The organism is Haladaptatus sp. HS23 (genome assembly GCF_056892285.1).
This window is the reverse complement of the sequence record NZ_JBXGLH010000027.1, coordinates 1-24,406: the sequence shown is the minus strand read 5'-3', so window position 1 is coordinate 24,406 and position 24,406 is coordinate 1. Positions and strand designations below refer to the sequence as shown.

Sequence of the window (24,406 nt, the reverse complement as noted above, 5' to 3'; positions counted from 1 at the left end):
GTATATTCCCATCCTATATAAAGGTAGTTGCTTATGACTAAATTAGGAAGGGGTATTATTCACCAATCCGTAATAAAGGACAGATATTAGTAAAGTCATAGTCGAGAAAGCCGAATAAATAGACGCAATACTACTCACTCAGCATCAGATACAGTCCTTCAAATCCGCCATGTTAATTCGAATAAAATTTAATTGGTATTGGGGTATAAATAGCTGGCAATTGTTACACTCAACGATTGCCTGGTTTTTCTGTGTCTGGAGCCTACCTAACGTTATGTAATACTATTTTCGAGCTTTGCATTCGGTCAAATCTCCTTGATAGAAAGGCGCGAACTACGAGCGGTCCATTACACGCGTCTGTTTGACTCCACAACTTGGACAGATATGATGATATTCCACTGTACCCCCATCAGTTGTTGCTTTCCATTCCCCGTCTTCGTCGAAAAAGCCGCACTCGGGGCACCGAAGCTCCGTTTCATCATAGCGAGATTTCAGGTGTTCGAAGGGCGATCGATTTTCATGGCTCATACTTCGCCTCATTTGTTACACTTTGTTATAGTTCTTCGGATTAATGACTCAGATATTTAAAAACGTTACTGAAGCAGAAATGGTTCTATTTTATATACTATTCTGGTCTTCTTAAACAGGTTGAATGCGGATCTCTGATAACCCTCCTTAGCGTGTAGATGGCACCGATCTTCGAAAAATTCCAGAACATTGACATCGACGCCACAATCGTTCATGATAGGATCGCTTGAGTTGAGGAGAGATCTAGTACTAGATTCAATCCCAGAGAAAGGATTTATGAAGTATTCGTGGAAGAACTAGCGAAGCTATCACTGGAATCAGCTGAAGCGTTCATAGAGGAATAGTAAACTGTTTCTAGTGGGAAATCTACACAAGAGAGCTATCTACCTACAGGTGTATACGGAGCTCGGCGAGTCGCCATTATGAAAACGTAGTGAGGAGACTAAGTATTGGCGGAATAGTGTATCGCATAACACTGGCTCCCAATCCGAGCGCAATAAACGCAGTAATGATTGCTACTTCATCTCGATATCTTAGTATTTGACGCCCAAGGCAGGTAAGGCAAATAATCGAGAGTGCAAATAGGCAGATAAAGAAACCAATAAGGGCTGCTAAGAGATTAAATAGCGGATCAGACTGTGTCGTTAAGAAATGATATGGGAATTGGAATGACGAGATAGTAGTTATCACTGCTCCTCCACAGATATAGAGAAAAAAGAGGACCGAGACTACAGTCATTCCAGTGAATCCTACTCGGAGGGTCCAACGCAGCGTTCGTTCAAATATCGTTGCCATTTGCTTAGACAGTTAGAGCCACTGTTGGAGATACGACGTGATGCTCTGGTGTTGCTTCGCCATAATCGTCATGCTCTTCGACCGCCATCCGATTTGTTCGGGAATAGCACCAAAAACAAACTGTTGGAGGAGCCCTTCACGTGTTGCTCCTACGATCGTAAGGTCATGATCTTGGGTGCGTGAGACAATTGTATCGACGATATCGTCGCCTGTGAGCACAGTCGTTGAAACTTGTGCGTGTGCCCGGAATCGGTCTTCAGACTCTGCGAGCATTTTGCGTGCCTCTTGATCGTCTGCATTAGGCTCAACGACGTGTACGAGTTCGATGTGTGCGCCCGTTGAGGAGGCGATTGTGTCTGCGATGTCAGCAGCGAAGTCGGAGTGTGGACCACCTGCCATCGGGACGAGGATCGAATCCACCGGGCCAGCATCGTCACCAATGCGCTCGATCAGCACGTCACAAGACGCGTTCTGGACGACCTCGTCAACATTGCTCCCAAGCACGATGTCTCGGCGTTGGGTTTTGTGTTGACCTTTCCAGCCCATCAGTACCACGTCGCTGTCGTACTGCTCGACCGTATTCAGAATCGCATCGCTAACGTCGTGACCGATGCGAACTGTTCCACTGACGGGAATATCTGCCTCGCGAGCGATATCCATCGCCTCTTCGAGGACTTCACGTTCGTTTTCGATGAAGTCACGGCCCTCGGATGGAGGTGTCTGTTGCGGGACGGTCACAACACTCATGACGAGAATCCCCCCGTCGGGATACGTCTCTTCGTCACGAGCCAGATCGACCGCCGTCCGCATCAGCTGCTGTGCGTTTTCGGGGTTCGAGATCGGAACGACGATCTGGTTCTCCGTCTCTCTGTGGGCCTTGTGTGAGACGACCGTCGGCGTTTCTTCTTCGATCTGTTTTGCCTCCTGCTGTTTCGAGTAGCCATAGTAGACTCCCAGTCCAACCAGCATCCATGCGGCAGTAGCGATCAATGCGATGAGACCGTGGTTGCTTTCACCGATACCGATGTATTCGAGTCCGAGGGTGTAGATGAGAAACGGCATCAGGAAGAATTGCAGGGCGATTCCGATGAGTGGTGGCCACGGCATGTACGGCACTTTGTAGGTGCGCGGCAGGTCAGGATGGGTTTGCCGCATTCGAATGACGGTCCAGTTCACCTGGAGGAACAGCAGAATGAACATGATGTCCGCCGACGCTGCAACCGCTTCGATGGGCAGGGTCACTGCCATCGCGGCGATCAATATGCCCGAAATGAAAATCGCCCAGTGTGGTGTTCGCTTCTCCGAGTGAATCGAATCGAAAATACTCGGCAGTGCACGGTCTCGCCCCATCGCGAACGACACACGGCTCGAGGAGTACACTGTTGCGTTCAGTGCGCTCATTGTTGCTGCGAGTCCGGCGAACAAGAGCAATGGCGCGCCATAGGGGACGAACTGTCCTGCTGCTTCGATAATTCCGAGTTCACCCATCTCACCGAGCGCTTTCCACGTGGGAAGCGAAGTACTCGCGGAGTCCGGGATACCGCCGGGTTGACTGATCAGATGCTGGGTGATGTCGATACCACCAATTGCGGCGAATGAGACGAGGACGTAAATGGGAACGACAATCGCCATTGAGTAGAAGACGGCCTTGGGAACGTTCTTCCCTGGATCAACAACCTCTTCACCCGATTGGACGATAATCTCGTACCCCTCGAAGGCAATGTAGGTGAACCCCATCGCGCCGACAATACCGATCCAACCGCCCGGTGCGAAGCTCGGACTACTAAGGAACTTGGATGTCCAGTTCGGACTCTGGACGGTCGCCCAAATCCCAAAGCCGATGAAGAGGCCTAATATGACAACTTTGATGCCTGTGACGATGACACCGGCTTTGCCAGTTTCTTCGGCCCCTCGGAAGTTGATATAGGCGAAGGCAGAAATCATGAGGACAGCGAGCAATTTCTCCCAAAACACGATGCCTAATCCGAATGCCGGGAAGCTTGCTAGTCCAACAATATGGAGTAACTCAACGAAGAAGGTCCCAAACGTCACAGCGTATAATGAGCACGCAACCGCGTGGGCGAACCAACTCATCCACCCGGCGTAGAACCCGTTTGGGTCGACGAGTGCTTCTTTCACCCACAAATACCCTCCACCGGCTTCTGGGAATGCCGCACCGAGTTCCGCATACGAAACGGCAGTGAACATTGCAACAGCACCATTAAGGATGAACGCGATTGTCAGTGCCGGTCCTGCGAGACCAGCGGCAAAACCCGTCAATGCGAACACCCCCGCCCCGATCATTGCTCCAACGCCAATAAAGGTGATATCGAAGAGACTCATATCCCGCGATAATTCGGTTTCAACCTCGCCTTCTGAGGCTTGTTCAGCCCCGGCTGCTTCTTCATTCGGAGAATTTTCGGCCATGTGTTCTGTCTCTGTCTCGCCTATCGTGAAAAAAGAACTGGCTTAATAGTCCAGCATCGGATAACCCACTAATGTTTTTACTAGTGAACTGGCTCCAGTAGTTTACCGCTAAATGGTGTCGAAGTCTAGAACTCAAAAACACAGACTACAGGGATACTAATAAAAACTATCAACCTGATCTGCGTCTATTGTTTGAATATCAAACCCATATATCAAATCTACCCTTTAAAAACCACACGCCAAATTATAATCTTTGAATTAAATAGTCATCTTGACTTTAATATACTTACAGGAGTTTCTACTTAGGGGAGTCGTCTCCTATGTGGTCCGTCTCCTCATTAGTAAAGCTCTGGTAAACTTGGTCTGAGATTCCATTTCTAGAAAAGACAGTCACAACGTCATTGGGCTGAATACGAGTATTGCCTTTCGGGGTGAGAACGGATTCATCGCGTTCGATCGCAATAACAAGTAGGTCATCATCGATTAATCCTCTTTTGCCGATTTCTTGCAGTGTTTTACGCGCAACCGGTGCATCAGGGCTAATTGCCACCTCAACGATGTCTGCCTTGCCGGAGAGACTTATAAGATCTGTAAGTGAGGCTTGCTCCCGCGGTTTCTCCGGCCCAAATTCTTGATATGGGTGGAAACGTTCGTTTTGAATAAGATTTTCTTCTTCTATCTCAAGCCCATAGTTAGTCAATTCATGGGCGATATGGGACAGATCAGCGGTTCCATCGCCAACAGCTTTCACATGAATGTTTCCCCGACCAGTCGTCAGTTCGCGAATGTTGATAACACCTGGAATTTCAAGGACTTGCTGTGCGAGTTTTTTGCCCATCGGAGCTTGGATTGTACAATAAAACAGATTTTGGAGACGTCCATCTGCCCTTTCGAAATCAATGTTGGCATGATAACCGGTGATAATACCGTTTTCCTGTAATTGAGAAATCCGATTGCGTATCGTTCCTGCAGAGACATTGACCTCGTCGGCGATTGTTGGAGCAGACGTATCTCGAGCGTCTTGCATTAGATAGTAGATGATCCGTTTGTCGATTTCATCGAGCCGGTATCCCATAACTAAATCTATTTAGATGCACGTTGAACCCTTTTTCGGCTCTCTCCCACCCGTCCAGATATGGATGGATCAATTACAACCCAAGCCACTTATGGACTGAATAATATGTGGACAATATATTCATCGTTCCCAAATATAGCCACTCCGTTTATATTTCCCCGCACATAAACGAGAACCATGGGACGGGAGGACACTGGTCGACACCAGAGCGGTGCCCCAGAGAGAACCGAAACAGCCACTCCGACCACGACCGGTGCAATCCTCATTCCGATCTTTGACCAGCATGATACGGATCAAAGTCTCGTCATCGGCAGAGCATTAGCACGAATAAACGATACAGGGATATTGCTCGTTCGCCCTGTTCCGCTCCCACCACAGCGTCCACTCGAACTTTCAAATGAAGAGGCTGAAGAACATCACAAAATCGTCGACGAACTCATCACCCAATTCTCACGAGACCATCCAGATATCAACATTCGAGGAATTGTTCGAGTTGGGCGGAGTTCTGAACAGATTATTCGGAGTGCAGTAACAGAACACGGTATTGGTACCGTCGTCATCGAATATACTCCTCCATCAGGGCGCTTGAATACCGTTCGCCGATCCCCAGTCGAGCGGATTGCTGATCAGCTGTCCTGTGATGTTATCCTGGCTAATGGTCGTGGTGATTTTGCATCGATATCCTCGGTACTCATCCCCGTCTCTAGCGGAAATCACTCCGGTCTCGCTGTCGATGTCGGTCACGCACTTGCTCGAGAGTACGATGCATGGACTGATATTCTCCATATCATTCCTCCAGACTCCCCACCAACCAGACATACACGTGGCGAACAGTACGTCTCTGCAGCAATTAATCGGACTGACAGAGCAGAGCGAACCAATACCTGGGTTCTGGAAGCCGGTGATGTCGTTGAAACCATTACTGAACAAGCGAACTATTACGATGCTACTGTTCTTGGGATATCACAGAAAGGGCGATTTCGACGACTCATTTTTGGTTCCACTACCGATGATGTCTATACCACGGTTAAACATCCGATTATGATGGCGAAGAAAGGGGGCCGATGGCCATCGGAGTAGCCGTATCGTGACACCAGCTCTTCTCACTCGTGATTTGATTGATCTACTCGACCTAGGAACACCCAATGAAGAGTCGGTTTGTGATCGATGGGCGAATGTTCTTCCCTAACTCGATAGAGATATGGGCCATGAGGACAGTCGTCACATCCTTCGGCACAGTCCTGTTTTTTTGTGACGAGTGTATAGCCTCCTTGCTCTTCGATGCTGATGATTTCTTCACCGGGTGTTGCTTCAATGTGACTGGTTTGTGGCGTCCGTTCTCTGAGCAACTGCTGTGCATAGGTAACAACGTCTCGGAGAGTTTCGTCGTCAAGTGTCTGTAAATCCTCGGCGATCGACTCGGGAAGGTCTCCGTTGATACCGGAATTTGGGTGCGCCATACTTATGATTCGTTCTGCACACTTAAAAATGGATTGTGCGTTCAGTAGGTGTGGTTGTGGAATATTAGTGACCCACACTTATGGTGTGTGACTCATATAACGTAGAACAGATGAAACGGAACGCCACTCAAGAAGAGAATAAATAATCCACGATGGTAAAAAATCTCGAACGCGATCTCGGCCTCTACGCAACAATCACCATTAGTATCGGAGCCATGATTGGGAGTGGCATCTTTGTGCTCCCAGGACTGGCCGCTGCAAAAACAGGGCCGAGTGTTATTTTGGCCTATCTACTGGCAGGCCTCATCGTTCTTCCCGCTGCACTGTCAAAAGCTGAAATGGCGACTGCAATCCCCGAGGCAGGTGGCACATATCTGTTTATTGATCGGGCAATGGGGCCACTGCCGGGTACTATTGCAGGAATCGGTGCTTGGTTCTCACTCGTATTCAAGAGTGCATTCGCCCTCGTTGGACTTGGAGCGTACCTCTTATTGCTTGTCGATATATCGACAGGACTGCTCACATTTGTTGGGATTGGGCTTGGGGTTCTACTTATCGTCGTCAATATCGTTGGTGTCAAGCAAACCGGCCGGTTACAAGCAGGAATCGTTAGTTTCGTGCTCCTCGTACTCATTGTGTTCGTGGCTGATGGGATGACGTATGTCGACCAGGCACACTTCCATCCGTTCGTGACCCATGGGGATACCGGCCTGCTTGCAGCCACGGGATTTGTGTTCGTCTCCTATGCGGGAGTCACGAAAATCGCTAGTGTTGCCGAAGAAGTCGAAAACCCAGGACGGAACATCCCGATTGCAATCCTCGTTTCAGTTCTCGTCATGATGCTGGTGTACACGTTGACGGTGTTCGTCATTATTGGGGTAGTTCCAGCACCAGAGCTGCAGACAAAGCACAACCTGACTCCGATGGCTCAGGCAGCCCAGGTGTTTGCAGGACCCCTTGGTGAGCTTGGGCTTGCTGTAGTAGCCGTGTTGGCATTAACGAGTATGGCGAATGCGGGTATCTTGTCGTCTTCTCGTTATCCACTCGCAATGAGTCGGGATTCACTTGCACCACCGCAGTTCAGCGAAGTGAGCGACCGGTTCAAAACACCGATCTATGCGATCGGATTTACTGGACTCATTCTGCTTGTCCTCATCGCATTCGTCCCTGTTGTCAATCTCGCAAAGTTGGCAAGCGCTTTCCAGATTTTGGTGTTCGTATTCATTAACGGCGCACTCATTGCGTTTCGTGAGAGCGAACTCGAGTGGTACACACCCGAGTTCACTGCCCCAGGCTATCCATGGGTGCAGGGTTTCGGTGCGCTCGGCGGGCTTCTCTTGCTTACTCAGATGGGTGTTATTGCACTTGGTGGTGCTATGGGAATCATTCTGTTTAGTCTCGGTTGGTATCGCTTCTACGGTCACGAACGGACAGAACGGGAGGGAGCAGCTCTCGATGCAATCCGACGGTCAGAGAGTTCCCAGACCCTGGTCGAGACTGAACGAGCAGTTGCGGACGGTGATGGACACGTTCTCGTTGCAATGGACACCAAAACATCTGCAGAGCGGGAACAAACACTACTTCGAGTTGCAGCAAGTGTGGCACACCAACAGGGAGGAACAGTGCATGCGATCCGATTCGAGGAAGTACCAGATCAACTTCCATTGTCGTCAGCTACCGAGATGACCATGGAGGATCGACAATTCGAGACACAAACACGCGAATTAGCAGAAATGCTTCCGGCTCGTATCGAAGCGAGTGAAGTTGTTAGTCACGACATCAAGAAAGCAGTGATCAATTACGCTGATGATCTTGGCGTCGAGCTCATTCTTGGGGAATGGCGACCGGAACACTGGCATGCGGAGTTGCTTGGAAACGACGTGGATTGGTTTATGAAACATGCGCCGTGTACCACCGTGTTTCTCCAGGATCGTGGCCTCCAAGACGTCGATGAAATCACGGTTCTCACTCAACGGCGACCATATGAACCAACGAAAGTAGCTCTTGCCAACGCAATTGCGAACAACCACGAGGCAACGATTCGGTTTGTCACTGCTGTCAAGCCGAGTGTTTCAGACGAACAACTCACAGTGACACGCGAGTTTTTACACGATCTTGAGGGACTCTGTTCGGTCGAAACCAAGAGTGAGGTTATCAAAGTGTCTGATACGGTCGAAGGACTGGTTGCCGCATCATCGAATGCAAACCTGGCGATATTAGGGACGGTCGCACACTCAAGGGTACACGAAATGTTGCTGGGAGATCCCGCGAGCGATATTAGTAGCCAATTAGAATGTAGTGTACTCTTGGTACATCCGCCCACATCGAGAGCGACGACTCTGGTTCAGGCGGTTATCGAACGACTTGCATACTGAAATTGTTGCGTAGAGTCGTGTTAATTTCCAAATTTGGTGGTTTAGGCTTTTACTTTTGAGTGACACTGTTCGATGGCTTCATCGACACCTTGCTTTCGTCCAATAAACGTCAGATGATCTCCCTGTTGAATCGTGAAATCGGGCGACGGGATTTCTGATTCACCATTTCGGCTCACAAGTGCGATGAGGACGCCATCAGGAAGATTCGGTCCAATATCTCGAACGGTTTTCCCAGCAAGAGTCTCGGCAGTGACCTCGATTTCTTGTATGTCGCCATTTCGTTCGATTTCGGACATCCAATCGGCGAGTGCCGGTCTCTCCACTGCATTATCCATTGCTTGCACAATCGAGTCGTTCGCTGAGATGGCCCGTACACCGAGCTCTTTGAATGCTTCGACATTCCCTGGTGTATTCACGCGAGCGATCACTGTCTCGGTATCAAATTTCGAATTTGCGAGTTGGGCGACGAGTAAGTTTGCATCATCATCGCCAGTTGCTGCAGCGATGATACTGGCGTTCTTGGCGCCTGCTGACAGCAAATCGTCTGTATCCGTGCCCGTTCCGTGATGAGCCGTAAACCCAGCAGTGCGCGCTCTCTCGATTTGTTCTTGGTCCTCGTCAATGAGAACAACGTTTTCTCCTCGACCCTCCAATCGTTTGGCGAGGCCACGACCGACGCGACCTGCACCGACTATGATGGTGCGCATTGGTATTACGTTAAGTGCTTGTGCAATATGCCGGGCAAAACCAGCTTCGAAAACAACAGTCACTAAAATCACGAGAAACACCGTTCCGACCAAAACCGTTGCTGCGGTTGGATTCGTTGGACGAAGTTCTAAAGCAAAGAGCGTCGCGACACTTGCTGGAATGATCCCACGAGGACCAACAAAACTGATAAACAACTGTTCTTGTCTGGTAAACCGTTCTCCATACGTACAAAGCAACACGAGTGCCGGTCGAATGAGACACACGACAGCAATGACAACAACTACTCCGCCAAGACCGAGTGAGACAAGCTCGTCGATCGAGAGGAGCGTTGCAAGCGAGATGAAGACAAATGAGAGGACAATCAGGGTAATATCGCCTTTGAACGATTCGATCTCGCTTTCATACGGAAGATTTGCATTGCCAAGGAGTAGCCCAGCAGTTGCGACAGCAGCGATACCGGCTTCCTGAGAAATAGCGTCTGCAATGCCATAACTTCCGATTGCGCCAATGAGAACTAACAGTCGAGCGTTCTGGACTGCGTTTGATGCCGAGATATCGACGTGTTCGAGCATGTACCAGAGGAGGCCTGCGACCAACCCACCGACGACAATACCGACACCTAATCGAGAAACGAAGGACTGCAGGACATGACCGACCTGTGTTTCGCCCGCGATAATGAACTCAAACATCGCAACTGCTAAGATGGCGGCGGTCACGTCGTTGACAATACCTTCTGTTTCGAGTGCTGCTGCAACTCGATCACGCACTGGGACGATACTCAGAATAGGTGTAATGACTGTCGGTCCTGTCGCGATGAGTAACGAGCCAACCAGAAATGCGAGTTCCCACGAGACACCCAACGCCAAGTGAACAACAACGGCTGTTCCAACCAGCCCAATAATTGCTCCCAGTGTAACGAGTCGGAAGGCTTCTCGCGGTGTTTGTCGAATTTTTTGGAGTTTGAGGTGGAATGCACCCTCGAAAACGATTATCGCGACACTGAGTCCGACGATTGCTGGAAGCGATGATCCAAATGCATCAGCAGTGATCAGCCCAAGCCCTTCTGGGCCGACAGCAATTCCGGCGAGGATAAGAAATAAGACGCTCGGGATTTCCAGCCGAGCAGCTAGTACTTGGGAGGCGACACCTAATCCGAGGATAATCACAACAAGGGAGAGTAGTCCTGTTCCGGCACTCACTAATGGGGCACCTGGTCAGGAGTATTCATCCATCCGTATTTAATCACTCGTATTCTCCTATTGAGAGAATACTACAGCAACTACCGGGTCTACTGCTTTTGCTGGTGTTTGATATCGCCGTGCATGGCCAGGACGAATTCGTTGGAAGTAAAAAGGGAGAAAATGTTGCCATTATCGCACTCGCAGAAGCATCGATAATTTCTGGAATTCCTACCATTGATGAAGTTCTACCGATGTTAGCTGGCGCGGATATTGTGCTTGATCTCTTGATATACGTTAGCAACTGGTATGCCAGCAAAAAGGCCGAAATATATCAGTGATGAAGAAAAAGCAGTTAATCAAACTCGGGTCGTTACCGATTCAGCTGCACTACTTCACTCGAGATTGGGTGTGTCCACGTCTCCTTAGTGCAACAGGCGGTAGTGGGTATTCGATGCAGAATACCGTGTCAAATGAAGGCGCTTAGGTTGTTGTCGTGCTAGTGTTCCAGAGACCATAGCCGCCTTGCTTGGTCTCTTGTTGTTTTTACTCAAATTCTGCTCGCTTGCTAAACTCGCCGTCCGCTACTCGTACATATCCCGTCCGGAGTAACAGAGTGTTGTACAGCCAATTGCCGGTATAGACATACGCCTGTAGGTGTCCGTCACTGCCATTCGCGATCTTCGGGTCAGTGACGACGGTCACAACACTGTAGTCTAACTGTGATTTGGTTGTCTGCAATGCCCGTTTGTGGACTGTTCCAGTCTTCGGGACGCGCACGCCGATCAAATCGACGGTCTGGGTCTTCCCGCTGTGCTTGATCTTGACGGTGGTCGGATCGACGATCTTCGTCACGCGCGCCTCGAAGCGATTGCTCCCATTTGGCGCGTTCACTCGGGCGGTCGTCCGCGTCCGAACATACGTTGTCTGGGTTACCTGTGTCGTTGCTCTGGTCGTGTGAGTGGTCGTGCTGGTGGTTGTGCTCTGGGCCGTTGCTGTGGTTGTCGCTATAGTCGTGCTTGTCGCCGTCTGCATCGTATCTGTACGGCTGTGGTCGTTGGGTCGTCGCTACTACCGTTGAGTCCGGGGTTGCCGAGACAGCCAGCGAGCGCAACAACCGCGATGAGGGCAAGAAGGGGGACTGTGCGAGACATATCTGCTGTCGTTGCTCTGGTCAGTTCAATATTCGGAGCAGCGAACGATGCCGCAAACAGCCCGTCGCTGGCTTTATTCCTAGTTGCCCGCAATAGGGACTGGTATGGCAGACGGAAAGATTACCGACGACGAGAGTCGGCTGTTCGACTCTCTCTTCCCGTCGCACACGAACCTAGATGAAACATCGGAGAACGACCGTATCGAGGACAGAGATTTCGTTACGATGGCTCGGTCTTGTTGAAATACTCAAACAGTGATAGGCTTTTGAAACCCTGCTGAATAGAGGGCGCGTATCTTGCGCTCTCGCCTCCAGGGAAACCGGTGACAATCATATCCGAGTTGTGGAGTGAGGGAGACTGCTACTCAGGCATCAAGGTCCTCGACGTGCTCTAGGAACTGCATTTCATACGAGTAGATACGAGCGCTGTCCCATTGTTTCGCAGGGATGACCTCATCCATAAACTCACGAGCCTCCTCTTCAGAGTTCCACTTAAAGAGAACGACGACCTCGTTCTGATTCGCTGGTGATCTAAAGACACGCCCCCCCTGAGATCCGTGTTCAGCACGCAGATCCTCTAACTCCTCCACAACTGCTTTCCATTTCTTGTAGTCCCCGACCACTGCTCGTTGGAGCGAATAAACCATACCCTAATGAGGTACCACACCACGATAAGGATGTCCAGTAGTTGGTGGTGTGCTGACCTCATCCTCTGTATTCAGCACCCTCATCTTAACAAGTTCAGTGGATTTCAGAGCCGATGGCTCTTCTCATGCTCCTCGCGTCTGGCCTTGGAATGCTGGTCAATATACACGGACTCGAACCGGTGTTCTGGGACGTGGTTCGGGCGCTCGGCCTTGGATAGCCTGCTGACTCTCTCTGTTTTTAGATTTCGCGCAACAGCCGCCCCCGGCAGAGGATGTCTGCTGATGTGGCACAACAGGAAGCCGGGCAGAGCTCAATCCTCTGGATGTTCTCTCTGACGCCCGGTCACCTCTCAACAGTGCTGCTCGACCACGGGGTTCTTCTTCTCTCACTGACGGGGGTTCCGGTATCGTGTTCCTCCTTGGGGTTCGCCCTCTCGATACTAGCTGGGGTTCCACCTTACTGTAACACTCTGGGATTCTCCGCTGCTGTGCTGTCGTTGATCGACACCCGTGGTAATTGCTCATCTACTTCCTGTTTGGGATTCCTCAACTGAGCTCTCATATGGGATTCAGCTGGTCGAACCAGAAATGGGATTCAGATTCAACCCTCCACTGTGGGATTCCTTGTGTCTCGTTCCAGTTGGGATTCCTCTTTGCTGATGCTGTTGGCCTTTGGTTGGTGCTGCTTGAGCTCAGCTTTTGCTCGCTCTGATCGGCTGATCGACCGTCGTCTTGACTCATTTCACCACACCGGACTTCCGCTGTAACACTGCCCCTGTTTTGCTGCCTGCTGGCTTCCCCTCTCGTTGAGAACTATAATATATTTGCCATTGGTGTATAGCTGCTGACTGCTGTTGCTTTCTGTGCTGAATTTGGTTTGGTCTCTCCTCGTTTTCTTCCGCTTTTGCTGTCTCGTTGTTCGCTTTCTCTATCGCTGTTTCCTCTTATTACTACTGTTGACACTTCCACCAGCTGTAACTTCCCTGGAATACCAGATTCTCGTTCTCTACTGGGATACCACCCTGCTGTTATTCTCGGCTGATTGCTGTCGTTTCTCACTTTTGTATCACTCTGCCGACTACCTTCTGAACCCCCTCTTTTCTCATCTCAGATGAACCCCTTTTGTTCTCGTTCTCAGCCTGTTGTCTGCTGTTTTCTCTTGTTGTTCTCTCGTCCCTGCTGTTCGCCTGTTTCCTGTTGCTCTGCTGTTCTCAATTCAACATCCATTTTCTGACACCTTCTCGACTTCTGTTTGGCTGTTGCTCTAGTGAATCCCCCCTGTATCGAACTGTATTCTGGTCGGTTTGTCGCTCTCATTTGAATCCCTGATTGCTTGCTCCTGGTTGAATCCCTTCTGTGTCGTTTCTACTGTCTGCCGGCCTTTGTCGACCTTGGTTATGTCTGATGTTCGATTATTTGGTTTTCCGTGTTTCTCGTTTCATTTGTATCCCCCTTTGACTTTGGTGCACCGTCTGGTATTCCAGTCTTTAGTGTTGCGCGGGATTTTTAGCTTCTAAACGCTACTAATTTAGAGGCCATATTTAGATGATGTCTCTTCGGTACTATTCTTTGGTACCTTATTTTAGGGCCTATTGCTTAAGTGTACAGAGATTAGAGAAGAATATATGAGCCAGACTACCGACGATGATCGACCGCTCGTCGAGCAGCTTGACTGGAAATCACAGGAGATTCTGTGGGCGCTCTATGAGCAGGATGGGACCGCCGATACATCTGAAATACGGAGCTTCACAGGGTTAGAAAACAACGATCATATTCTATATCGACTTCGTGAGAAGTTAGTACCGAATAACCTCGTGGAGGTGATGCAGCCTGAGATCGAAAATAATCAGATTCCAGCTAAGGTGACGACCCTCACATCGACCGGGGAAAGCGTCGCCGAGAAGATTGCTGAGCGCCAGGAAACGCCTACCGATATATCTGATCGAATAGAAAAAGTTGAGGCCGGAGTATCACAGTTACAGACTCGCCTCGACCAGGAGGCAGAAACGAACTCACACCCCGACGAGAGCGCGGCTGTCCCGGATGATATTGATCTGAAAGAACTTGATCACAAGGTCGATGAATTGTGGAACGCAATGGAGGTAATTCGAGACTACATTCAGACCGAGAACGATGTTGACCTCGCTAGCTATAGTCAACAGTCATCCGACCAGGACTAGAAGAAACTATCATAACTGTCACCTGCATCACTCTGTTCGTTTTCTGGCTGTGTCCCTGCCGTGTTTTCCTCCGTCTCCGATGTCTGCAATATCTCTGTTGGTTCATCGTTTGATGGTGGTACTGACTCGGTACTCTCGGGGGCGGTATCCGGCTCATGAACTACCTGACTACTAGTTGTCTCATCCTCAAACAGCGGTCGAAGCTCACCCTGCTCGTAGCGCTGTGGCCCATCGTAGGTATCGTTGTCGTCGTCCGGGAAGATGATGAACTCAAAATCCTCCTCGGTGGGAAGCCGACCAAACTCTTTCTCCGGTAGGAACGGCACGGGCACTTTCTTCCACTTATCCGCCCAGCCCTCCTTATCTTCATACGTTTCCTGCTCTCCATCGTGGTAGATCGTATAGGTTCGGTCGCCAGGGTCGTAGTGATAATAGGCGGGGAACGCTTCTTTCTCGACCGCCGCTAGGGCGTCCATGCTCTCGAAGCGGGCATATTCTTCATCAGTATTTGCATGTGAGAAGACGATTTCCTCGCCGTCTTCCTGCCACTGCACGGTATCGTTCTCCTTGTTTAGCTCCTCGACCGCTGGCCGGAGCGCATAGCGATTTGGTTCGGGTTCGATTGCTTCGCCCTTGTTGAAGAACACGCGGCTCCCGTGTGTACCATCGCTCGCAAAGGTGAGTGTCGAATAGTCGGTTTCTGTCGCCTGTGCGTGGCCGGTTGTGTGGTAAATCGCTCGCTCGCCACGGCGTGCCCAGAAGACGAAGCTGTCTTTCGACGCGGTGGCGTCCTTCGTGGTGAACACACACTTCTGATCGGCCTCAACCGCTTTCCGAAGGTTCGTCAGTGTCTGCATGGGCCGTTTGATCGTGGTTGTTTCGGCCTCAATGCTCAGATTCTGCCCGCCTGAGAACGTGTAGAGGTCGCCATAGCTGTTGATAAGTTCCTCGCGCTTCGCCTCGATCTTCGGGAGGGTTGGCTCAGCTGTTGGATCAATCGGCAGTTTTGCAACGCCGTCCGGCAGTTCACCGCCCTCATCCTGGCTCGGTAACGAAACCCGATAGCCAAGCCGCGTGAATGCTTTGAACGACTCACCAAGCACCCAGCGGTGATCCTCGCCGCCACCGCTGCCGCCCTTGCCAGTGTCCTGCTCGAACAGTTTCGTGTGCCCTTGCTCGGTGAGTGACGCCATGACTTTCCCGTCCGCTCGCTGCGTCTCGACCAATCCACCCAACTTTTCAACTACGAGATTCGTGAACGCGGGATAGTTGTCGTAGTTCGTCCGCCGCTTGCACTCGGCTTCGATCTCCCGCACCGCCACACTGCCCATCCCGTTGCCGGTCCGCTCGACCGCTGCCACAAAGAGCGCTTCCAACACGTCCTTGTCTGTCAGTTCGTCCGGTGCCTGCTCACTGTCTTGCTGCTCTTCGACGGTCGTTTCAAGTGCCTCACCCAGGCTGCCGAACTGGAGGTTTTGCTGTATCTCCTCGTCCGTCTGCGGGGTGCGTCCGTACTGATCGAGTGAGGCTCGAATCACATCGTCTACCTCATCTTCAGATCGGAGTGGTGGGTAGGGTGGGAACGTATGCAGCTTAAGCGGGTCACTGTACCCGCCACCATTCAGGGGCACACGCGTCCAAATCCGGTAGTTCTCCGTCTCGATGAGGTCTTCCACCTCGTAGCCCCGGAATTTTTTCATGAGCGGCCGGGCGTCGTCGTCGTCGTTCACTCGGAACGCCATGAGGTTGTTACAGTTGTTCTCAACCGCTTTCAACACTCCAGCTTTCTTGAGTTGGGTCGGATACTGACACGCCAGTGTGACCGAGAGTTTCATCGAGCGGGCCCGCGCGAGCATATCCTCCACGTCTAGATTCTCATTGAGCACCTTGTCCGACTCGTCGAAGATGGCAAAGAACGGCTCGCGCTCTTTCCCGTCGAACGATTTGTTTTGGACGGCGGTCCAGATGGGACGCATCGTCCCGAGTGAAATCATCTGCTTAATATCGTCATTCGTGACGGGGGTGCGGACGATGACAATTTTGTTGTCGTTGATGATCTCCTCGAAGTCGATCGTCGAGGACCGACACGCGGCAATACGTCGGATGATGCCGTTTTCGACCCACGATTTGATGCGTTTGAGCAACGGCCGTACCTCGTCGTCCTCCATCTCCGCGATCTCGTTCACGAACTCGGCCACAAACGGGTCCTCAACTTCTTGGGCAAACTGCTCGCGGCGCTGCTGATTCAACAGCACAAAGTAGAAGTCGATGATCGAATAGTAATCCTGGGGATGATCGGCCTCCACATTGTGCCGGAGCATCGCTCGACCCATTGATTCGGTGATCGACTCCATGTTGATCCCCCAATACTCATCATTATCGAAAATCGCTTTCAGCACCTCCAAGCGGTCTTCAATCGCCCGCTCCCGTTCGGCGTCGGTGTCGCACTCGGGCACTTCGAGGAAATTGATTGCGACGGTTTTTTCGAACTCGTCGCTCCCTGGCTCAATCCACACAACATCATCTAAGCGATGCTCGGGGAGCATCCGCAACAACTCACGTGAGTCCTCGGCTTTCGGGTCGAAGTAGACGAAGCCATGGCCCGAATAGGCGAGTTGCACCATCTGATTGAGCAACAGAGTCGTTTTTCCCGCACCAGTAGTGCCAACCACCCAAAGGTGCTGGAACATATCTCTGAACGGGAAGCCCGTTGCGGTGTAGCCCTGTTGGGCAGAAACGTTGTATCCAGCCCAGATCGGTGACTGTGGATTCTCGTAGCCATCTTCAAGACCGCGTCGAATTCGCTCACTTGCCACGAGGTCGTACTCTCGGTCTGGACTCGTGCTTGGGGTCTTCGTTGCCACGTAGGTGCCACCCTCTCGGATGTGATCCTGCGGGTCGATCTGGTAAGCTTCTCCCGTTAGTGACTGCAATTCGTCGGGCACATCATTCACATCGTCTGCGGGCTGTTCGTCTGCTGCTGGCTCGTCGTCTGAACTGAAGTTGAATAATGACATGGATGGGTTGGAAATGATGGGGTGGTCGTTACTGTTGCTGTGCTGAATCTGGCGGGATACTGCTGCCCCGCTGGGTGTTCTTCCAATCAATATTCGGTGTGTTGATCTCCTCGTTCGGGATGTGGGCTGCCCCTGCTAACTCATCAACCGTGAGAATCATCTCGCGGTCGTGCCATTCACGAGTGTGGAATGACTCGATAATCGCTGGGAGGCGACTCTTCGAAATGGGCGTTGCCTCGAAGCCTTGCTCGGTTTTCGAATTGTAGTAGCGAGTAAACATCCCCGCCACGCCTTCACAGCGGGCTTCGGCCTCGTACTTGTCGGGTGAAACGGCGATTATTCGGAGGTTCGTGTTGAACGCATACTTTCCGCGCTGCTGCTCGATGATTTTCGCGGCGTCTTTGTCCTTTTTCGATGCCTCACGTTCGCGTGGATCAAGCCATCCCGTTACCGTGTTTTGGCGCAAGCCCTCGGCGACATCATCGACGCTCTCACCGCTGCGGAGGAGCCCGCCCCCATCGTCGGTCGCCCACTCTTTGGGTTCCGGCCGAAAGACGACTTGGACGACCACCCGCGTCTCTTCTGGTCCTTGCATTTCGCTCGTAACTTCGCTGTAGGGATCGTGAGTGAACCCGTCGCCCTCATGATGACGAATCGGGTAGAAGTAGTGACGCTCAATATCGAGTTCAGCAGCGGCCACATAGTCGTCAGTCTCGATGGGTGGGAAGCCCTCTCCGTCCTCGACGGTATGCACGTCAGAGTTCGCATACGCATTCTCCAAGCGCGTCGTGTACTTGGTGGCGGCTTTCTCGGTCGCGGCGTGCATGAGGAACTTCACGCGGCCTTCATCAAACCAGAGTTCGAACGCGTGATGATCGCTTACGTTCTTCCCTCGAAGCCCATTTGTCTGCACGTCGTGGATTGACTGCAACAGGCGGGCAGCTCCTTGAATGCCGTCGTTGTCCTTGTGCGGCGTGATTCGCAGGAGCGTCCCTGGCGTTTCCTCGGCAGGTTGGAAGTACTGCTCGCTGAGTCTGGATGCGGTGAACGTGCTGCCCGACCGGCTGAACAGGCCCATCAGATTTCCCCCCATTCGTCCTCGATATACGGCCGAAACGGACCGTCCCCGCTCGCTTTGTAGCTATAGATGACGTCCTCGAAGGGAGAGGCTCGTTCTTGAGCGTGCATCCAACCCTCAACATCCGCGTAATCGACGAGATAGTCCGTGTAGCCCAAGCCGTCCTCGCCGCGTTTTGCTTGGCTGGTAATGAAGTTCAGTTGCTCGTCGTTCATCCCGAAGCGTGTCTTCGCGTCGTCTTCCTCCAGCTTGTCCGTGTAGAAGAACTCGGTTGTCGGAACCTGACCGAGAATGGCGCGTTTGGATTCTTGCATGTCCTTGTCGTCAGCGCTCGCAAAGTCGCTCGGCCGGTGCGAAAGGAACCAGAGGCCGGCGTTGAAGTGTCGCCAATGGCGGGCCGACTGTTGGAGCCAGGCGAGGATCTCCTTCGATTGGAAGAGGTAGTGCGCTTCGTCGATGACAAAGAGCGTCTTGCTCGGTGCCCGTTTCACTGCTTGGTAGACTTGCCCGAGCATCAGCTGGAGCATCGTCGCTTTGTCCGCCGCCGCACCAAGCCCCTGAATCTGTTGCAGGTCGAGATACGACACTTCTCCCGGCCGAATGTGGGCCTCTGATTCCCCGACGAGTGCGTCATGTTCGCCGCCCTTTTTGAAGCCACTGAGGCGGCGAAGGAGCGGACCCGCATTCTCTTTGATCTGTGCCTTTTCGAGTTCTGAATCGACGTACTCGCCCGGATTCTCGCCCATGTCGTTGACGGTCTCCCGGAAGTCGGCCATCGTCGGACTGTTCTCGGCTTTGTGTGTGGTGACGTCCTCTTTCAACACACCCGCCTCCTCGTAGGTGGCGTTCAGGGCATCGGAAACGAGTGGGGCAAACTCGCCGGCTTCGTCCCCAATCATGTCGAGGATGAAGTTGCGCGCCTCGGTGAACTTCATATCATACGGGTCCAAATTCCCCGACGCTTCAAGGGCCGCTTCCGGTGTCTCTTCGATGTGGAGTGGGTTGATTGTCTGTGAGCCATCCACAGTGATATGCTGGCCGTTCATGAGTTCGATGAGACTCCCGAACTCGCCCATCGTATCGCACAGAATCAGCGTGCGATCCTCGCCAGCAAGGTACCAGCGGGTCGCTTGCTTGCCGACGTGGTAGGATTTCCCGCTGCCGGAGTTCCCGATCGTTAGCCGATGGCCAGGCGCGACCGAGAATTGGTCTTTGATGATTTCGCTGCCGTTCTGGACGTTCCGGCCCTGCTCGACGCCGTCTTCCTGGTCGATGTAGGCAGATACCGGTGGGAAGGCCGCGGCGATCGTTCCCGAAAGGGTGAGCGAATAGCGCTCGCGCGTTGAGACATCCGCGAATTTGTCCCGCCCGTTCGGCGAACATGACTCGAATAGTTCGGCTTGGCGCTGTTCCGGAGCCAGTACCGTCAGGTGAGCGGGTGCGCTTTCGAGCGTGTCCCGAACCGTATCGCAGTCGTCTTCGAGCGCCCGATGCTTCGCGATGTCCAGCGTAAGATCTTCTTCTGTTGCCAGCCCCTCCTCGATTCGTTCCTCGGCTTTGTCGAGCGCTTGGCGCGTTCCAGCCCGAACCGTGACGTACCCGCTCAAGTCCCACGGTTGAGCTTGTGTGTGGTGGAGGAGCTTGTACATCTTCACGTACGGATCCAGGTCGTCTTCGACGAGAATCGCCGAGACGTCGCTCACGTCTTTGCGCTCGTCGATGTTCGCGTCAATCTCCCCGATCGTATCCTTCAATTCTAACTCGGTCATGCGCTTGTCCCGTTCGCGCACGTCCAAACAGACGTCCACATCCACGCCTCGCATGGTGTAGATCTGCTCTAAGAACTTCTCTCGGGGCTCGACCGGCCAATCAGCAATCCAGTAAGTCCGACAGTACTGTTGGCCCGTTCGAACGTAGCCATCGCGAGCGTCGAAGGTCTGTGGCGCGAGGAGTTCCTGAATGCGGTCATGCACCAGGCCGGCGCCGTCGTCGCCGTCCGTGAGCGGGGCGAGTAAACCTTCACGAACCTGCGCGAGGAACGATGTATCTTCGTCGGCGTCTTCATCCGCGTGCGTACTCGTTGCGACTGATTGCGAGACGGTACCGCCGTCGGTTGTCGCTTCGACCGTCGCGACGTCTGCGACGCCCGTCCGTGGAGTCTCGGTCGCATCCACGGCTTCCGGGCGCGGGCTGTCGCCGTCCTCGGCGCTATGGGGCCATACCGCGGCATCGATATCTTTCGTCACCCGCTCGGTGTCGAAGGAGTGTTCCGTACCACTCCAATACCGACCGAGGAGGAGTGCATGCTCTGCCGGGCCGACGTGGGTCGTCTCACACCCGTCGGTACTTCCGAACGCCCGGCAGAGGCGAGACAGGCGGGTTTTCACTTCGCGCTGCATCCGCCGCCGCTTTGCCTCCCATTGTTCATCGTCGCCGCCGAACAGAAGCGAGCAAATCTCGCCGTCGTCGGTCATATCCGACACCGCAACTTCGTCCGGGCGAACCTCGACGACGAGATAGTGCTGCCATTCGCGGGCATCGAAGCGTGGGAAATCGGTGTTCTCGGTCCACTGAATGACGCTCCGCAATAGCTCCCGGGCCAGTTTCCATTCCTCGCCGGCGTACTCCGAGGAATAGAGCTTCGCGCGGTACTTGTCGGTCACATCACGTGGATCGATTTCTAGCGCGGAACTGAACAGGCGAAAACTGAAATCGCTCACGTGCTGGTCGAGTTCAGTTCGAACCCGGCCGATCATTTCTCGCGCCTCGCTGTCTTTCTGCATTGCCGTATTTCGGCCCGAAATGCGAGCCATCGCGACGAGACGGCCATTCTCCATTTCGGCGGTGCCATCGGCGTGGATTCGCTTCACACCGTGGACGGTTGCGGCTTCGTCGCCCGTTTTCGGGAGGCGACGACTGGCCTTCAGCTGTGCGAGTGGGGCTTTGATCCGGTCCAGCCCCGTGGTGTACTCGTCGGAAGAAATCGCGAGTCCAAAGGCGCTAAGTCCACCCAGCGCGCCGACACCGACGCCCACTGCAGAGGGGACAAATGGGGCGCCGAACAGGGCAGCGAGGCCACTAATGCCCATGAGGCCGGCACCTGGGGCACTGTAGAGCATGTCATTCACGTTGAAGCCGTGAAAGTCGAGACTGGAGTCGACATAGGGCGGGATGAGTTGTGTCGGGTCTTTCGGCGCATCTTCGTTGGTTGTCATGGGTAAGGCCCGTTTCCCAGCCTTGCACTGGGATGGCGGCGTGAACCGAAACGGGTCGTAAACCTCTCGTGAGATCTACTTCAACGGCTGAACCTGAGACCGAAGCCTAGGGTACCGAGACAAATCCCAACCACAAACCACTCCGAGGCCAACATTGGACGGAAATAGGTGAAGATAGACGTACCTCCGAGTGCGCACCCTGAGAGCCGAGATGTCTCTTTCGTCATCGAAAGCGGACAAACCGGGAGCACGGAGAGGACAGGAACGACGACGAGCAAGGCCCCTACGAGAGACAGCACAGTCCCAAGTACCGAAAGGCGCATGTCTGGAAGAATCTCATCGGCGGACTCGTTCTGACGTCGTTCCGCTGAATGTTCTGTCATTGTTGAGGCCCGTCTCCCAGCTTTGCACTGGGACAGCGGCGTGAACCGGAACGGGGGTTAGTCGTTGTTCTGTTCTGCATACCACCGGGCCACATTCGCAGCCATTAAGCGGGACTTTCCGATCCCGGTTTGACCGATGGTGATCCGGTGGTATCCGCCGTCTTCTGTCAGCTCGAACGGTTCGGTTGTGGTCTCATCTGTCATAGTTGACTACTCGTATCGCTGGAGGATGTCGCGACCACGGTTCAGTTCGTAATCAGCGCGTTCCTGTTCTTCGCGGGCAGCTTGGGCGTCGATACCGCCATCGGCATTCAGTGCGTTATTGACCGAGTGGTAGTTCACCGTCTCATCGTCCGCTGACGAGCCAGCGCTAAACGTCGAGTTCTTTGGCTGCTCCCAACTCGAATCGTCGCTGCGATAGTCCTGGACTTTCTCGTGGACTTCGTGGCCGACGCGCTCACCGGCCTTGTCGACGTATTTGCCCGCCTTCCGCTGGTTCGACGCGGAGGTGCCGAGCGCGACCGACGCCGCATCATTCGCGTGCGCGAGCATCTGTTTTGGAAGGATGAGCAACGCGAATCCGAGTCCCCCGACAACGAGTGCAAATGTTTCCAGCGCACCGAGTGCTGATGACGTCCACGGGAGCTTTGAGAGGAGCAGGAGGACAAGCGATTGGAAGAGCTTCGTGACAATCACGACCCCAAAGAGGTAGACGAACGTGTCACCGATGCTCTTCAGGAACCCGGAGAAGCACCGACACGCCCAGGCAAGCGGCCATAGAAACACGCTCAAGTAAATGAGCGCGCGCTCAAGCCCGAGGACGAGAATCCCAACGACAACCGTCCCTGTTTGGAGAATGCCGAGAGCGGCACCGAAGCCGATCCCAACACCGAGTTTCGCGAGCTTTGAGTTCGTCTGGATGAACTCGGCACCGCCAGGTGCGATGGACATCGCTGTCTCGTTCGCCAAGTGGAGGATGAGTGGCGGGATAATCCACGTCGTCGCCAGCATCAAAAATGCAATGCCCACACGCTTCCAAGCTTGGCGTTTTTCGTACGGATCCGATCGGTAGAAGGACATCCCGAACCCGGCCATGAGAACCACTGCACCAAGACCGGACGTCCACCGAGCAGCTGTATACACACCGGGCCACAGCCCATTCTGAGGATTGATCCACGTACTCGGGTCATCGGGCTGTCCTGGCGCAGGAATCGCTGCAACGCTGTCACGGACCATATTCGCGATTCCCTTCCCAATTCCGAGGAAGATTCCGGCGATCGCTTTGAGCTGTCCTCTCGCCATGTCGACCGGGTTAATCGATGGGACAAGTCCTCCACCGATTCCATCGAGAAGGCCACCACCGTCACTAGCATTCCCACCGGTGCCACTGTTCCCGCCGCTCGTAGAGTTGGTACCATTCGTCGTTGTCGTCGTCGCGTTGTCCGGGGGCGATGTTTGCTCGGCTCCTGGGCCCCCGATCCAGTGATGCTGGGATGTTGTCGAGTTGTTCGCTGCGACTTGTTGTGCGGCGACGGGAGTAGTGAGTAGTGCAACTACCGCGACGAGACAAAGCACCGACAGCCACCTGGTGTTACGATTCTGTATCATAGTCAAAAGGATGAGCCATGTGGCTCACATGATGTTCGCGAAATTCACGCACGACAGCGTGCTCACACCGGCTTTGTCGATGACGACCGCGAACAGCGGGAAGAACCACGCGCCAAGGAACGTGATAATCGCACCTTTGAGCGCCTCGCGACCTTCTTTTTTCTTGTCTGACCGGGCACTTCCCATTTTGTTCACGGCGATAGCACCGCGGAACGCCGAGAGCAGAATCATCCCAAGTGTGATCATCCCAAACGCGAGTGTAATCACAGGACCGAGTCCGGACGAGCACATCACGTCGCTTGCTTCGTTGGTCGCTTGTGCTGCAACCGGCACTGAAAACACCGACAAGAGGGCGATGGTCCCCACGCTCTTTCGAACGGATTGAGTGGAAAGAACCTCACACGCCTTGGTGAGTGCGGATTTCCAAGACCGATCACTCTGTGGTGAGTCGTGTTTGTAGTACTGGTACCAGTGTGAGTTGGTTTTTTCATCCGAGTTCGGTTTTTGTTCAATCATCGTGTTCACTATGAGATCTAGATCTCTAGATAAATACTTTACGGACACAGTGGTCTAGTGTGT

19 protein-coding genes are annotated in these 24,406 nt (G+C 53.0%); 5 read left to right on the top strand and 14 right to left on the bottom strand.

Features of this window, described 5'->3' with window-relative positions; all coding sequences use genetic code 11:
* Nucleotides 1-333: 333 nt before the first annotated feature.
* The 3 genes from AC1XDK_RS29315 to AC1XDK_RS29305 form a co-directional block, all read right to left on the bottom strand.
* A complete protein-coding gene (locus AC1XDK_RS29315) occupies nt 334-528 on the bottom strand; it encodes an HVO_0649 family zinc finger protein (RefSeq protein WP_303646683.1) in 195 nt (64 codons plus the stop codon).
* Between the two features lie 807 nt (nt 529-1,335).
* Nucleotides 1,336-3,666, bottom strand: coding sequence for an amino acid permease (locus AC1XDK_RS29310; protein ID WP_483353560.1), 2,331 nt, complete (start codon nt 3,664-3,666; stop codon nt 1,336-1,338).
* Between the two features lie 382 nt (nt 3,667-4,048).
* Nucleotides 4,049-4,825, bottom strand: a complete 777-nt coding sequence (locus tag AC1XDK_RS29305) for an Lrp/AsnC family transcriptional regulator (protein ID WP_483353559.1) — start codon at nt 4,823-4,825, stop codon at nt 4,049-4,051.
* Between the two features lie 177 nt (nt 4,826-5,002).
* Here AC1XDK_RS29305 and AC1XDK_RS29300 point away from each other — a divergent pair, with 177 nt between their 5' ends.
* A complete protein-coding gene (locus tag AC1XDK_RS29300; RefSeq protein WP_483353558.1) occupies nt 5,003-5,905 on the top strand; it encodes a universal stress protein in 903 nt (300 codons plus the stop codon).
* 23 nt (nt 5,906-5,928) lie between these two features.
* On the opposite strand, the gene AC1XDK_RS29295 is transcribed toward AC1XDK_RS29300, so the two are convergent.
* Complete coding sequence (locus AC1XDK_RS29295; RefSeq protein WP_483353557.1) at nt 5,929-6,285, bottom strand: hypothetical protein; 357 nt, start codon at nt 6,283-6,285, stop codon at nt 5,929-5,931.
* Nucleotides 6,286-6,437: 152 nt separating this feature from the next.
* Between AC1XDK_RS29295 and AC1XDK_RS29290 the strand changes: the two genes are divergently transcribed.
* Nucleotides 6,438-8,660 (top strand): amino acid permease, encoded by a 2,223-nt coding sequence (locus AC1XDK_RS29290; RefSeq protein ID WP_483353556.1) that lies wholly within the window; start codon nt 6,438-6,440, stop codon nt 8,658-8,660.
* 41 nt (nt 8,661-8,701) lie between these two features.
* Here the strand turns inward: AC1XDK_RS29290 and AC1XDK_RS29285 are convergent, their stop codons facing one another.
* Entirely contained in the window at nt 8,702-10,567 is a 1,866-nt protein-coding gene (locus AC1XDK_RS29285) for a cation:proton antiporter domain-containing protein (RefSeq protein WP_483353555.1), read from the bottom strand.
* 104 nt (nt 10,568-10,671) lie between these two features.
* Between AC1XDK_RS29285 and AC1XDK_RS29280 the strand changes: the two genes are divergently transcribed.
* Nucleotides 10,672-10,887, top strand: coding sequence for a hypothetical protein (locus AC1XDK_RS29280; RefSeq protein WP_483353554.1), 216 nt, complete (start codon nt 10,672-10,674; stop codon nt 10,885-10,887).
* A gap of 205 nt (nt 10,888-11,092) precedes the next feature.
* Here AC1XDK_RS29280 and AC1XDK_RS29275 read toward each other — a convergent pair whose 3' ends face one another.
* Both AC1XDK_RS29275 and AC1XDK_RS29270 read right to left on the bottom strand, forming a co-directional pair.
* A complete protein-coding gene (locus AC1XDK_RS29275) occupies nt 11,093-11,440 on the bottom strand; it encodes a thermonuclease family protein (protein ID WP_483353553.1) in 348 nt (115 codons plus the stop codon).
* A 113-nt stretch (nt 11,441-11,553) separates the two neighbouring features.
* The gene (locus tag AC1XDK_RS29270) at nt 11,554-11,700 is read right to left on the bottom strand and encodes a hypothetical protein (RefSeq protein WP_483353552.1); all 147 of its coding nucleotides are present in this window, start codon (nt 11,698-11,700) and stop codon (nt 11,554-11,556) included.
* Between the two features lie 104 nt (nt 11,701-11,804).
* On the opposite strand from AC1XDK_RS29270, the gene AC1XDK_RS29265 reads away from it, so the two are divergent.
* Complete coding sequence (locus AC1XDK_RS29265; RefSeq protein ID WP_483353551.1) at nt 11,805-11,942, top strand: hypothetical protein; 138 nt, start codon at nt 11,805-11,807, stop codon at nt 11,940-11,942.
* A 122-nt stretch (nt 11,943-12,064) separates the two neighbouring features.
* Here the strand turns inward: AC1XDK_RS29265 and AC1XDK_RS29260 are convergent, their stop codons facing one another.
* A complete protein-coding gene (locus tag AC1XDK_RS29260; RefSeq protein ID WP_483352636.1) occupies nt 12,065-12,346 on the bottom strand; it encodes a hypothetical protein in 282 nt (93 codons plus the stop codon).
* 1,625 nt (nt 12,347-13,971) lie between these two features.
* Here AC1XDK_RS29260 and AC1XDK_RS29255 point away from each other — a divergent pair.
* Complete coding sequence (locus AC1XDK_RS29255) at nt 13,972-14,526, top strand: hypothetical protein (protein WP_483353550.1); 555 nt, start codon at nt 13,972-13,974, stop codon at nt 14,524-14,526.
* On the opposite strand, the gene AC1XDK_RS29250 is transcribed toward AC1XDK_RS29255, so the two are convergent.
* The 6 genes from AC1XDK_RS29250 to AC1XDK_RS29225 all read right to left on the bottom strand — a co-directional run bounded on the left by AC1XDK_RS29250 (nt 14,523) and on the right by AC1XDK_RS29225 (nt 24,343).
* Nucleotides 14,523-17,390: a type IV secretory system conjugative DNA transfer family protein gene (locus tag AC1XDK_RS29250; protein ID WP_483353549.1), complete on the bottom strand. Its 2,868-nt coding sequence runs from the start codon at nt 17,388-17,390 to the stop codon at nt 14,523-14,525. The genes AC1XDK_RS29255 and AC1XDK_RS29250 overlap by 4 nt on opposite strands.
* Nucleotides 17,391-17,571: 181 nt before the next feature.
* Nucleotides 17,572-18,636 (bottom strand): DUF8128 domain-containing protein, encoded by a 1,065-nt coding sequence (locus AC1XDK_RS29245; RefSeq protein ID WP_483353548.1) that lies wholly within the window; start codon nt 18,634-18,636, stop codon nt 17,572-17,574.
* Nucleotides 18,621-21,836 carry a VirB4 family type IV secretion system protein gene (locus tag AC1XDK_RS29240; RefSeq protein ID WP_483353547.1) on the bottom strand — a complete coding sequence of 1,072 codons (3,216 nt, stop codon included), beginning with the start codon at nt 21,834-21,836 and terminating at the stop codon, nt 18,621-18,623. Before AC1XDK_RS29240 ends, AC1XDK_RS29245 begins: the two co-directional genes overlap by 16 nt.
* A 440-nt stretch (nt 21,837-22,276) precedes the next feature.
* Nucleotides 22,277-22,423 carry a hypothetical protein gene (locus tag AC1XDK_RS29235; RefSeq protein WP_483353546.1) on the bottom strand — a complete coding sequence of 49 codons (147 nt, stop codon included), beginning with the start codon at nt 22,421-22,423 and terminating at the stop codon, nt 22,277-22,279.
* Nucleotides 22,424-22,429: 6 nt separating this feature from the next.
* A complete protein-coding gene (locus AC1XDK_RS29230; RefSeq protein ID WP_483353545.1) occupies nt 22,430-23,827 on the bottom strand; it encodes a TrbL/VirB6 family protein in 1,398 nt (465 codons plus the stop codon).
* Nucleotides 23,828-23,851: 24 nt separating this feature from the next.
* On the bottom strand, nt 23,852-24,343 hold the full coding sequence (locus AC1XDK_RS29225; protein ID WP_483353544.1) for a hypothetical protein: 492 nt from the start codon (nt 24,341-24,343) through the stop codon (nt 23,852-23,854).
* Nucleotides 24,344-24,406: the final 63 nt, after the last annotated feature.